Raw genomic sequence first — 12,446 nt, 5'->3', positions numbered from 1 at the left:
CCCGGGGACAACGCAGGGGGCCGGGACCTCAGTTCACGCAATGGACGGCGCGGCTTCACCCGGCTTCACCCCCGCGACCGATGGGGGTCGCGAATCGTTGGGCGAATCAGTGGCCCCGGCCACGCCGACTGCCTAACATCGATCACCGCAAGGTCTTAGCAAGGTCCGTCGCCACGCCGCACGTATCTGCTCCGCCGGGAGGCTCCTTTGCACCGCCGCCGTCGCACCGCGCTCTCCGTCTCCGTCGCCCTGCTCGCCGCGGGCCCGCTCCTCGCGGCCTGCGGCAGTACGGCCCACCCGGGGGCCGCGGCCGTCGTCGGGGGGCAGCGGATCGAGGTGTCCGCACTCCAGGCCGAGGTCAAGGACGTACGGACGGCGCAGGAGAAGTCCCCGCAGTCCGCCCAGCTGATCAAGGACTCGGGGCAGCTCGGCAGGGTGAAGCTGAGCAACATGATCTTCGACCGGGTTCTCGCGCGCGCCGCCGAGCAGGCCGGGGTGAGCGTCAGCCGCAAGGAGGTCGAGGTCGCGCGGGCCGCGATGGTCCAGCAGGCCGGCGGCGAGGACCAGCTGCGCGAGCAGGCCCTCACCAACGGCGGGCTCGCCCCGAACCAGATCGACGCCTACGTCCAGCGTCAGGTCACCGAGCAGAAGCTGGCCGCCGCGATCGGCGCCCGCACCCAGCAGGACCTGCTGCCCGCGCTGGTCAAGGCGTCCAAGGCCCTCGACGTGGACGTGAACCCGCGCTACGGAAGCTGGAACGCGAGCCAGATCCAGCTCGCCGACTACCAGGCCCCCTGGCTCGCCAAGGCCAAGCAGCCCGCGGCCCCGCAGGCCGCCCCCGACGAGCAGCAGGGCGACCCCGGGGACTCCGTCTCGACCGGTTGAGCCAGCGGGTAGGTTCGACGGGTGACTGCTGTTGAAGAACCCGGCCGAATCGTTCTGCTCACCGCGAGCCACCGGGTCGCCCCGGGCCTGCTCTCCTGGCCCGCGTGGCAGACCCTGCGCGCCGCCGACCTCGTGCTGTGCCCCGACGCCGGGCACCCGCAGCTGCCGTATCTGCGCGAGGCCGGCGTGCCGGTGGAGATCTCGGAGCCGGACGCGCAGGAGCTGATCTCGGCGTGTGCCGGGGGCCGGACCGTCGTCGTTCTCCCCTCCGGCGAGGGCGACCGCCGCCTCACCGACGGCCTGGCCCGCCTGGCCGGCTCCGGCCGCGTCCAGATGCCGGACCTGGAGCTGCTCCCCGGCTCCTACGACCTGCCGGGCGCCCGCCTGCTCGACCTGGTCCAGGTCATGGACCGTATCCGCCGCGAATGCCCGTGGTCCGCGCAGCAGACCCACAAGGGCCTGGCCAAGTACGCCCTGGAGGAGGCGTACGAGCTGGTCGAGGCGGTGGAGGAGGGGGACCGGGACGAGCTGCGCGAAGAGCTGGGGGACGTGCTGCTGCAGGTGGTCTTCCACGCGCGGATCGCCGAGGAGGACGAAGAGGCGCCCTTCTCCGTGGACGACGTCGCGGGCGGCATCGTGGAGAAGCTGATCCACCGCCACCCGCATGTGTTCGGCTCCGAGACGGCCTCGACGCCGGAGGAAGTCAAGTCGCACTGGCTGCGGATGAAGGCGGTCGAGAAGCAGCGTTCCTCCGTGACGGACGGGGTCCCGCTGGGCCAGCCGGCCCTGGCCCTGGCCGCCAAGCTGTCCGCGCGCGCCCGGACGGCGGGTCTTTCGGTGCCGCTGCCCTCCGGGGAGGGGGTGGGGTATCGCCTCCTCGCCCTGGCGGTGGAGGCGGAGGCGGCCGGGGCCGACCCGGAGGCGGCGCTGCGGGCCGCGGCCCGCGCCTACCGAGAGGCGATCCGCTCGGCGGAGGGCTGATTCCCCCACCCCGCTTCCGGAGGGAAGGGGCGGGGTGGGGGATCAGGCCCGGTCCGCCGGGTTGTGCCAGCGCGGGGCCGGGCGGTTCAGCAGCCACTCCGCCGGGCCGAGGGGGCGGGGGCCCGGCCCCACCGGCGGGACCGCATCGCACGAGATGCGGGACTCGGCCGCCCCCAGGCCCACCAGAACCTCCCGCACCTCCGCCATGAACCCCGGCGGCCCGGCCAGAAAGACCGAATGGTGGGGCCAGTGGCTGCGATGACCCAGGGCGGTCATCAGGCGCTCCGTGCCCTGGAGGGGGTCACGGCCCGGCGCCGGCGTGATGAACGTCGTGTGCAGGCAAGGGAGTCGGGAGCCCAGCGCCTCCACGGCGGGCCGGTCGTACAGGTACGCCGCATCTCGCGCAACGACGAACAGCCGTACCTCGTCGTCGAATCGGTCGCCCGCCAGTTGCTCCAGAAGCGCCTTGATGGGCGCCCATCCCGTACCCGCCGCTATGAAGGTGAGAGGGCCGGACGGGGACGGCCCCAGGGATAACGAGCCCGCCGGCGGGCTCAGCCGCAGTGTGTCCCCCGGATCCGTCCGCCCGACCAGAGCTGCCGACATCAGCCCGCCGGAAACCCGGCTGACGTGGAGGTCGACCGTGCCGTCCGCACGCGGCGCGTTCCCGATCGAGTACGTCCGCCACACCCCCGGCACCCTGGGATGCGCCACACTCACGTACTGCCCCGGAACATAGGGGAGTTGGGGCGACGGACGCAGGGTGAGGACCGCCAGGTCGGGGCCGTACCCGGCATGGCGGACGACCTCCGCGCCCCACCACGCCGGCTCCCCCGCCGCGGCCGCCCCGGCCGCGCCCTCCAGCATCGTCTCGGCCATCACCGAGTACGCCTGGCACCATGCCTTCTCCACCTGCGCCGTCCACGCCCCGCCCGCCGCCCGGGCGAACGCGGCGAGCAGGCTCGCGCCGACCGCCGCGTAGTGCTCCGGAGCCGCCAGGAACTTGCGGTGGTCGCGGCCCAGCGCGCGCAGATAGGCGGGGAGGGACGGGTCGCCGAGCCGGTCCATGATCTCCGTGATCGCGGCGAACAGCCGGTCGCGCTGGCGCTCCATGGCCTCCGGCCCGGACGGGAACAGGGCCCGCAGGCCCGGGTTGTGCCAGAAGAGGTGGGAATAGAAATATTTGGCCGCATGCTCGGCCCGCCGCTCCACCACCGCGAAGCCGGCCCTCAGCACCTCTTGATCCGCTTGATCCACCGCGTGAATGTAGGGGAGAGGGCGGGATACGGTCGAGAGGTGCAGGACAACAACCCCATTCCGCCCGCCCCGCCCGCCCCCGAACTCTTCACCTGGGAGTTCGCCACCGACCCGTACCCGGCCTACGCCTGGCTGCGCGAGCACGCCCCCGTGCACCGCACCCGGCTGCCGAGCGGCGTCGAGGCGTGGCTGGTCACGCGGTACGGGGACGCCAAGCAGGCCCTCGCCGACCAGCGGCTGTCCAAGAACCCCGCACACCACGACGAGCCCGCCCACGCCAAGGGCAAAACCGGCATCCCGGGCGAGCGCAAGGCCGAGCTGATGACGCATCTGCTCAACATCGACCCGCCGGACCACACCCGGCTCCGCCGCCTCGTCTCCAAGGCGTTCACTCCGCGTACCGTCGCCCAATTCGCGCCCCGGGTACAGGAGTTGACCGACCGGCTCATCGACGCCTTCGAGGCCACGGGGTCGGCCGACCTCATTCACGAGTTCGCCTTCCCGCTTCCCATTTATGCCATCTGCGATCTGCTCGGCGTACCCCGCGAGGACCAGGACGACTTCCGCGACTGGGCGGGCATGATGATCCGGCACGGGGGCGGCCCCCGCGGCGGCGTCGCCCGCTCCGTCAAGAAGATGCGCAACTACCTCGCCGAGCTCATCCACAAGAAGCGCGAGAACCCCGGCGACGACCTCATCTCGCGGCTCATCGAGGCCAGCGACCACGGCGAGCACCTCACCGAGAACGAGGCCGCCGCCATGGCCTTCATCCTGCTCTTCGCCGGATTCGAGACCACCGTCAATCTGATCGGGAACGGGATGTACGCGCTGCTCCGCAATCCCGGGCAGCGCGAGCGCCTTCAGGATGCCCTCGCGGCGGGGGACACCGGTCTTCTCGAAACCGGTGTCGAGGAACTCCTCCGCTACGACGGGCCCGTCGAGATGGCCACCTGGCGGTTCGCCACCGAGCCGCTGACGCTCGGCGGGCAGGACATCGCGGCAGGCGACCCCGTGCTCGTCGTGCTCGCCGCCGCCGACCGCGATCCCGCGCGCTTCTCCGACCCGGACACGCTCGACCTCGGCCGCAAGGACAACCAGCACCTCGGGTACGGGCACGGGATCCACTACTGCCTCGGTGCGCCGCTCGCCCGGCTCGAAGGGCAGACCGCGCTCGCCACCCTGCTGCGGCGGCTCCCTGACCTGCGGCTCGCGGTGGAACCTGACGATTTGCGCTGGCGTGGCGGGCTCATCATGCGCGGACTGCGCACCCTGCCGGTCGAGTTCACGGCCGCACCGTGAACACCGGAATCTGACGAACCGTCAAGACTGTGACTTTTATGTGATCCCCGCTGCATCGACTTGTGACAAGCGTTCGAGTACGGCTACGTTCACCGTTCATTCGGCTCAGCAGTCACACGGAAGGCCTTATCCATGCGCTCCGGGAATGGACGGCATCGTCGACCTCGCCAGGCACCCGCTCTCGTCGTCGCGGCAGGAGTGACCGGATCGGCCATCGCCCTTCCCCTGCTCGCCGCGACCGGCGCGAACGCCGCGGACGCGAACACCTGGAACCAGGTGGCCGCCTGCGAGTCCGGCGGAATGTGGAGCGCCGACTTCGGCAACGGCCTGTACGGCGGGCTCCAGTTCTCGCAGGCCACCTGGGAGGCGTACGGCGGCACGGACTACGCCCAGCGCGCCGACCTCGCCAGCCGCGCCCAGCAGATAGCCGTCGCCGAGCAGCTGCTCGCGGCCAAGGGGCCGGGCGCCTTCGCGAACTGCGGCACCGGCGCCGGGCTCACCAAGGGCGGCGGCTCGGCGGACGTCGACCCGGGTGCGCCCGACACGTCGACCGGGACGCCCACGCCGGTCCCCGCGACGCCCACCGCCCCGGCGACCAAGGCGCCCGACGCCACCTCGACGCCGAGCGGCTCCACGCCCGCCACGCCGGCCCCGGGTGCCACGAAGCCGAGCGACCCGGCCAAGTCCCCGACGCCGTCCGCCTCCACCCCGGCGAGCCCCGGCAAGCACCGCGGGGCGCCCTCGCCGGAGGAGGGTGCGGGCACGACGCCGGGCGGCACCTCCCCGTCCGCCCCGACGACCGGTCAGGCCGACCCGGGCGCGCCGGCCGGCACGAGTGGTTCGAACAATTCGGGCAACTCAACCGATAGCCGCGATTCCGGACGGCATGCCTCGCGAGGTGACGATGCCTCACGTGAGTCCGGTAACACCCCTGCCGCGAACGGCGACTACACGGTCCGCCCGGGCGACAACCTGTCGGCCATCGCCGAGGCGAACAAGGTCCAGGGCGGCTGGCCCGCGCTGTACCACGCCAACGAGAAGCTGATCGGCACCGACCCCAACCTCATCCTGCCTGGCCAGAGCCTGGACCTGAAGGATGTGGCAGCGGCCGTGGCGAACCCGAAGTCGGCGCCGAAGCAGGGTTAGTTCGCGGTCCTATGTCCGGTTCGTGCAAGTGAGACATGGGTCTCTTCGCCTCAACTGGCGTGTCCCGTCTGCCCGGTCCGTCCGCCCCGCCCCTCACCTGCGGAAACGTCCCTTACGTATCGGCAAGCAGGGGGGATTTCTCCCCGATGTGCGTCTTTGAACATTGGCGGGGCGTGTGTTTTCGTCGGACTCGCTCGTCACCACGAGCCCCGTCGACCGAGCACGCCGAATCCTGCCGTCGGCCGACGGGAACAGTCGACGCTTATGCGCCGTAGGCAGGAGCGGGGGACCCAAGGTAAGTGCCGGGCCCGGCAGTTCACGCGACTGCCGCAACGGCTTGGGGTGAAGACGGGCGCATCGACGCTCGGCCGGGCAGCTCACGCCCGAACCCGACAGCTCACCTCGCAGGCGTCGGTGAGGAGAACCTCCATGCTGCTTTCCGGCAAGGGCAAGCACCGTCGCCCGTCCAAGGCCGTCCGTGTCGCCACGCTGGCCGGTGTCACCGGCGCCGCCGTGGCCGCCCCGCTGATGGCGGCGGGCAACGCCTCCGCCGCTTCCGTCCAGACCTGGGACGCCGTCGCCCAGTGCGAGTCCGGCGGCAACTGGTCCATCAACACCGGCAACGGCTACTACGGCGGCCTGCAGTTCTCGCAGTCCTCCTGGGCCGCCGCCGGCGGCACCCAGTACGCCCCGCGCGCCGACCTCGCCACCAAGGGCCAGCAGATAGCCACCGCCGAGAAGCTGCTCGCGATCCAGGGCCCGGGTGCCTGGGGCTGCGCGAGCGCCGGCAACCTGACGGCCGGCGGCAGCAAGGCCGACGTGGACACCTCCGGTTCGTCCTCGAAGCCGAAGGCCTCGAAGCCCGCGGCGCCCAAGCAGCAGGCCCAGCCGCAGCAGAAGTCGCAGCCGAAGAAGGCCGAGCGCACCGAGTCCGCGCCGGCCAGCCGCGACGAGCAGCGCACCGAGCCGGTGAAGCAGGGCAACGGCGAATACACCGTCAAGTCCGGCGACACCCTCGGCGCCATCGCCGCCGCCAACGGCGTCAAGGGCGGCTGGCAGAAGCTGTTCGAGCTGAACAAGGACATCGTCAAGGACGCGAACCTGATCTTCCCGGGCCAGAAGCTGCACCTCAGCTGAAGCTGACCCACCCCCAGGTCGCCCCGGCCCGGCGCGCATTCCCCCGTACGCGCCGGGCCGGGGTTTTCGTTGTCCCCCGCTATTACCCGGCAGTAGCGTTGTGGCCCTTTGCCCGGGATTGAGGGTCATTGGGCCCTTTTTCGTCCCAGGAGGCGGGCACTCGGCTGGCCGGAGCTCCAGAGCCGGTTAGGCTCTTGTCGCAAGGCGAACGCGACCCCGCACGGCCTTGCACTGCTTGCGTCACATCTAGCGTCACATCCCAGAAGGAGATGCTCGTGCCGTCCATCGACGTCGTCGTAGCCCGGGAAATCCTGGACTCCCGAGGCAACCCCACGGTCGAGGTCGAGGTCGGCCTCGACGACGGCAGCACCGGCCGTGCTGCAGTTCCGTCCGGCGCCTCCACCGGTGCCTTCGAGGCCATCGAGCTTCGCGACGGCGACCCCAACCGCTACGGCGGCAAGGGTGTCGAGAAGGCCGTCCTCGCCGTCATCGAGCAGATCGGCCCGGAGCTCGTCGGCTACGACGCCACCGAGCAGCGCCTGATCGACCAGGCCATGTTCGACCTGGACGCCACGGACAACAAGGGCTCGCTCGGCGCCAACGCCATCCTCGGCGTCTCCCTCGCCGTCGCGCACGCCGCCTCCGAGGCCAGCGACCTGCCGCTGTTCCGCTACCTGGGCGGCCCCAACGCGCACCTGCTGCCCGTCCCGATGATGAACATCCTCAACGGTGGGTCGCACGCCGACTCCAACGTCGACATCCAGGAGTTCATGATCGCCCCGATCGGCGCGGAGTCCTTCTCCGAGGCCCTTCGCTGGGGTGCCGAGGTCTACCACACGCTCAAGGGCGTCCTGAAGCGCAAGGGCCTGTCCACCGGCCTCGGCGACGAGGGCGGCTTCGCGCCGAACCTGGAGTCCAACCGCGCCGCCCTGGACCTCATCCTCGAGGCCATCAAGGAAGCCGGCTACGCCCCGGGCAAGGACATCGCGCTCGCGCTCGACGTCGCCGCGTCCGAGTTCTACAAGGACGGCAAGTACGAGTTCGAGGGCAAGTCCCGCTCGGCCGCCGAGATGACCGAGTACTACGAGGAGCTCGTCTCCGCGTACCCGCTGGTCTCCATCGAGGACCCGCTGTTCGAGGACGACTGGGCCGGCTGGAACACCATCACCTCGCGCCTCGGCTCCAAGGTCCAGATCGTCGGCGACGACCTGTTCGTCACCAACCCCGAGCGCCTCTCGCGCGGCATCGAGGAGGGCTCCGCCAACGCCCTGCTCGTCAAGGTCAACCAGATCGGTTCGCTGACCGAGACCCTGGACGCCGTCGAGATGGCCCAGCGCAACGGCTTCAAGTGCATGATGTCCCACCGCTCCGGCGAGACCGAGGACGTCACCATCGCCGACCTCGCCGTCGCGGTGAACTGCGGCCAGATCAAGACCGGCGCCCCGGCCCGCTCGGACCGCGTCGCCAAGTACAACCAGCTGCTGCGCATCGAGGAGATCCTCGACGACGCCGCGGTCTACGCGGGCCGCTCCGCCTTCCCGCGCTTCAAGGGCTGACGCTTCGAGGCTGACGCCTAGCCAGTCGTACGTACGTCCCCGGCCGCGGTCCCGTACCGTGTCCGGGGACGTACGTGTGTAAGGGGAGGCGGGAGAGCGATGGGCAAGAACGCCAAGACCGCGGGCCGTGACCGGTTCTCCACCGCGGCGCGGCTCAAGGTGCTCGGTGAGCAGACCGCTGCCCGCGTCTACCGTTCGCAGACCAAACGGCAGGCCCGCCGCTCCCGGCTCACCGGCCGGGCGGCGCTGCTCGCCCTGGTGCTCTGCTCGCTGATCGTGGCGCTCGCCTACCCGATGCGGCAGTACGTCTCGCAGCGCGCCGACATCTCCGACCAGCAGCGCAGAGCCGTCGAGGCCCAGAAGGAAGTCGAGCAGCTGCGCGACGAGAAGGCGCGCCTCCAGGACGACGCGTACATCGAGAAACTGGCCCGCGAGCATCTGCACATGCAGTTCCCGGGGGAGACGAGCTTCACCGTCGTCGACCCGGGCACCGTGAACAAGCACCGCGAGGACAAGGCCGCGACCAGCCGCGCCTGGCACTACAACCTCTGGGACGGCGTCGACAACGCCGACCGCCCCGCCAACTGACCACCTGCTAGCGATAGAGACTGACCCAGGCATGGAAACGCCCCCGCCCCAGACCGAACGCACCGAGCCCACCGACGCGGACATCGCCGCCTTCAAGCAGCAGCTGGGCCGCCCGCCGCGCGGGCTGCGCGCGATCGCGCACCGCTGCCCCTGCGGCAACCCGGACGTCGTCGAGACGGCTCCGCGCCTGGAGGACGGCACGCCCTTCCCGACGACGTACTACCTGACGTGCCCGCGCGCGGCCTCCGCGATCGGCACCCTGGAAGCGAACGGCGTCATGAAGGAGATGACGGAGCGCCTCGCGAGCGACCCGGAGCTCGCCGCCGCCTACCGCGCCGCGCACGAGGACTACATCGCGCGCCGCGACGCCATCGACGTCCTGGAGGGCTTCCCGAGCGCGGGCGGCATGCCGGACCGGGTCAAGTGCCTGCACGTGCTCGTCGGTCACTCGCTGGCCGCGGGACCGGGCGTGAACCCGCTCGGCGACGAGGCGATCGCGATGCTGCCCGAGTGGTGGGCGAAGGGCCCGTGCGTGACGCCGTGCGGCGGAGAGGACGACAAGTGACGCGCGTCGCCGCCATCGACTGCGGTACGAACTCGATCCGCCTCCTGGTGGCCGATGCCGACCCCGCCACCGGGGAGATCGTCGATCTCGACCGGCGCATGACGATCGTCCGGCTCGGCCAGGGCGTGGACCGCACCGGGCGGCTCGCCCCCGAGGCCCTGGAGCGGACGTTCGCGGCGTGCCGCGAGTACGCCGCGGTGATCAAGGAGCTGGGTGCCGAGCGCATCCGGTTCGTGGCGACCTCCGCCTCGCGCGACGCCGAGAACCGGGACGACTTCGTACGGGGCGTCCTCGACATCCTGGGCGTCGAGCCCGAGGTGATCTCCGGCGACCAGGAGGCAGAGTTCTCCTTCACCGGCGCCACCAAGGAACTGCACGCCGATAAAGAGGGGGCGGAGCCCCTTCCTCGGAAGGGTGATGGCGAGCGACGCACGGGCGACTACCTGGTCGTCGACATCGGCGGCGGCTCCACCGAGTTCGTGGTCGGCTCGCGGACCGTGGAGGCCGCCCGCTCGGTCGACATCGGCTGTGTGCGGATGACCGAGCGCCACCACCCCGGCGACCCGGCCACGCCCGAGCAGATCGCCGCGATCCGCGCCGACATCGAGGCCGCCCTCGACCTCGCCGAGCAGACCGTGCCGCTGCGCGAGCCGCGCATCCTGGTCGGCCTGGCGGGCTCGGTCACCACCGTCGCCGCGATCGCGCTCGGCCTCACCGCGTACGACTCGGCCGCCATCCATCATTCACGGATCTCTCACGACCAGGTCGCCGCGGTCACCGAGCGCCTGCTCGCCTCCACCCACGAGGAGCGCACCCGCATCCCCGTGCTGCACCCGGGCCGGATCGACGTGATCGCGGCCGGTGCGCTGGTGCTGCTCGCCGTCATGGAGCGGACCGGGGCCCGTGAGGTCGTGGTCAGCGAGCACGACATTCTGGACGGAATCGCCTGGTCGGTCGCCTGATCGCGGCTCCGGGAGGCCCTTGGGGCCAGGCCGCGCGAGAAAGTTCGTGAAGTTCTTCACAAGGAAATGGGGCCCCCGGGCCGAGGTTTGTGGTCCCAGGACCGCTTTCCGAGGCTCAGGGGCCCCTTCCGCGCGCATTCCAGACGGTGGTTGAGGCGTTACGCCTGCGTTTCATGCGGCAGTGGTCCAGCGGGCCCGCGGCCGTGCAGGCCAGTTCAGGAGGGGTGGACAACGTTCTCCCCTACACCGTGGTTCCCTCATCGCACCATGACCTCGGTCACGTGGGCCGCGCAGTGTAGCAGAGCCCCTGTCAGACCTTGTGAAGGGGCGCACGAGCGGGGGTCCATGGGCGGGTGGATACTCGATGGCATGAGCACCACGGAGCGTCCCAGGATCCTCGTAGTAGGTGGCGGGTACGTAGGCCTGTACGCAGCGCGACGCATTCTGAAGAAGATGCGTTACGCGGAAGCGACCGTCACGGTCGTCGACCCGCGCTCGTACATGACGTACCAGCCCTTCCTTCCCGAAGCCGCCGCAGGCAGCATCTCGCCGCGTCACGTCGTCGTCCCGCTGCGACGCGTCGTGCGCGGAGCCGAGGTGCTCACCGGCCGGGTCACCAGCATCGACCAGGACCGCAAGGTCGCCACGGTCGCGCCGCTCGTCGGCGAGGCCTACGAGCTGCCCTTCGACTACCTGGTCATCGCGATGGGTGCGGTCTCCCGCACCTTCCCGATCCCCGGTCTCGCCGAGCAGGGCATCGGCATGAAGGGCGTGGAAGAGGCCATCGGCCTGCGCAACCACGTTCTGGAGCAGCTCGACAAGGCCGACTCCACCACCGACGAGGACGTCCGCCGCAAGGCGCTGACCTTCGTCTTCGTGGGCGGCGGCTTCGCCGGTGCGGAGACCATCGGCGAGGTGGAGGACATGGCGCGCGACGCGGCCAAGTACTACACCAACGTCAAGCGCGAGGACATGCGCTTCGTCCTGGTCGACGCCGCCGACAAGATCCTTCCCGAGGTCGGCCCGGAGCTCGGCCGCTGGGGCAAGGAGCACCTCGAGGGCCGTGGCATCGAGATCTACCTCTCGACCTCCATGGACTCCTGCGTGGACGGCCACGTGGTGCTGAAGAACGGTCTCGAGGTCGACTCCAACACCATCGTGTGGACCGCCGGCGTCAAGCCCAACCCGGCGCTGTCCCGCTTCGGCCTCCCGCTCGGCCCGCGCGGCCACGTGGACGCCCAGCCGACCCTCCAGGTCACCGGCACCGACTACATCTGGGCCGCGGGCGACAACGCCCAGGTCCCGGACCTCGCCGCGATCAAGGCCGGCGTCCCGGCCGAGCGCGCCTGGTGCCCGCCGAACGCCCAGCACGCCCTGCGTCAGGCCAAGGTCCTCGGCGACAACGTGGTCTCCGGCATGCGGGGCTTCCCGCAGAAGGAGTACTCGCACTCCAACAAGGGTGCGGTGGCGGGTCTCGGCCTCCACAAGGGCGTCGCGATGATCGTCATGGGCAAGATGAAGATCAAGCTCAAGGGCCGTCTCGCCTGGTACATGCACCGTGGCTACCACGGTCTGGCCGTGCCGACCTGGAACCGCAAGATCCGCGTTTTCGCCGACTGGACGCTCGCGATGTTCCTCAAGCGCGAGGTCGTCTCCCTCGGTGCGATGGAGACCCCGCGCGAGGAGTTCTACGAGGCGGCCAAGCCCGCCCCGGCCCCCGCGGCCAAGGTCGAGGACAAGGCCGACGCGAAGGCCAAGGCCTCCTAGCCCCAGCAGCGTCACCCCGAAGGGGCCGTCCGCCATCCGTGGTGCGGGCGGCCCCTTCGGCGTGCCCGGCCCGATCCCGTCCATGATCGATTTCCGGCCAGAAAGATGGTGTATACAGACACCTTGTCACTCCCCTGCGCGGTAGCGGGATTGCTCCGCGCCCGGGCACTGTTGACCGGGGTGCTGAGACATTTCTGCGAGGTACGGAGGTGTGCACCATGGCCGACGCGGCGCTGCGGCTGACCGCTCTTGCCGAGGAATTGCTGGGGGAGGCCCTCCCGGTGCGTATCCGGGCGTGGGACG

11 protein-coding genes and 1 riboswitch are annotated in these 12,446 nt (G+C 70.8%); of the genes, 10 read left to right on the top strand and 1 reads right to left on the bottom strand.

Annotated elements, in window-relative coordinates; all coding sequences use genetic code 11:
• Positions 1–207: 207 nt before the first annotated feature.
• Positions 208–885: a SurA N-terminal domain-containing protein gene (locus ABD346_RS19210; RefSeq protein WP_344376308.1), complete on the top strand. Its 678-nt coding sequence runs from the start codon at positions 208–210 to the stop codon at positions 883–885.
• A 21-nt stretch (positions 886–906) separates the two neighbouring features.
• On the top strand, positions 907–1,866 hold the full coding sequence (locus ABD346_RS19205; protein WP_344376306.1) for a nucleoside triphosphate pyrophosphohydrolase: 960 nt from the start codon (positions 907–909) through the stop codon (positions 1,864–1,866).
• Positions 1,867–1,908: 42 nt separating this feature from the next.
• Here ABD346_RS19205 and ABD346_RS19200 read toward each other — a convergent pair whose 3' ends face one another.
• Positions 1,909–3,123: a globin domain-containing protein gene (locus tag ABD346_RS19200; RefSeq protein WP_344376304.1), complete on the bottom strand. Its 1,215-nt coding sequence runs from the start codon at positions 3,121–3,123 to the stop codon at positions 1,909–1,911.
• Between the two features lie 39 nt (positions 3,124–3,162).
• Here ABD346_RS19200 and ABD346_RS19195 point away from each other — a divergent pair, with 39 nt between their 5' ends.
• The 8 genes from ABD346_RS19195 (at position 3,163) to ABD346_RS19160 (ending at position 12,143) form a co-directional block, all read left to right on the top strand.
• Positions 3,163–4,422, top strand: coding sequence for a cytochrome P450 family protein (locus ABD346_RS19195; protein ID WP_344376302.1), 1,260 nt, complete (start codon positions 3,163–3,165; stop codon positions 4,420–4,422).
• A 198-nt stretch (positions 4,423–4,620) separates the two neighbouring features.
• On the top strand, positions 4,621–5,568 hold the full coding sequence (locus ABD346_RS19190) for a transglycosylase family protein (protein ID WP_344376300.1): 948 nt from the start codon (positions 4,621–4,623) through the stop codon (positions 5,566–5,568).
• Positions 5,569–5,825: 257 nt separating this feature from the next.
• Positions 5,826–5,994, top strand: a riboswitch (cyclic di-AMP (ydaO/yuaA leader).
• 3 nt (positions 5,995–5,997) lie between these two features.
• Positions 5,998–6,705 carry a transglycosylase family protein gene (locus tag ABD346_RS19185; protein WP_344376298.1) on the top strand — a complete coding sequence of 236 codons (708 nt, stop codon included), beginning with the start codon at positions 5,998–6,000 and terminating at the stop codon, positions 6,703–6,705.
• Between the two features lie 269 nt (positions 6,706–6,974).
• Entirely contained in the window at positions 6,975–8,261 is a 1,287-nt protein-coding gene (eno, locus tag ABD346_RS19180; protein ID WP_189961500.1) for a phosphopyruvate hydratase, read from the top strand.
• Between the two features lie 99 nt (positions 8,262–8,360).
• Positions 8,361–8,849, top strand: a complete 489-nt coding sequence (locus ABD346_RS19175; RefSeq protein WP_344376295.1) for an FtsB family cell division protein — start codon at positions 8,361–8,363, stop codon at positions 8,847–8,849.
• 31 nt (positions 8,850–8,880) lie between these two features.
• Positions 8,881–9,414: a DUF501 domain-containing protein gene (locus ABD346_RS19170; protein WP_344376293.1), complete on the top strand. Its 534-nt coding sequence runs from the start codon at positions 8,881–8,883 to the stop codon at positions 9,412–9,414.
• Positions 9,411–10,376, top strand: a complete 966-nt coding sequence (locus ABD346_RS19165; protein ID WP_344376292.1) for a Ppx/GppA phosphatase family protein — start codon at positions 9,411–9,413, stop codon at positions 10,374–10,376. The genes ABD346_RS19170 and ABD346_RS19165 overlap by 4 nt, the downstream gene beginning before the upstream one ends.
• A 369-nt stretch (positions 10,377–10,745) precedes the next feature.
• Positions 10,746–12,143: an NAD(P)/FAD-dependent oxidoreductase gene (locus ABD346_RS19160; protein WP_344376291.1), complete on the top strand. Its 1,398-nt coding sequence runs from the start codon at positions 10,746–10,748 to the stop codon at positions 12,141–12,143.
• The last annotated feature ends 303 nt before the right edge of the window (positions 12,144–12,446 follow it).

The sequence above is a fragment of the Streptomyces mauvecolor genome (assembly GCF_039532965.1).
GTDB lineage: Bacteria > Actinomycetota > Actinomycetes > Streptomycetales > Streptomycetaceae > Streptomyces > Streptomyces violascens.
Note: the sequence above shows the minus strand (reverse complement) of the source record. Positions and strands in the feature narration are given on the sequence as shown.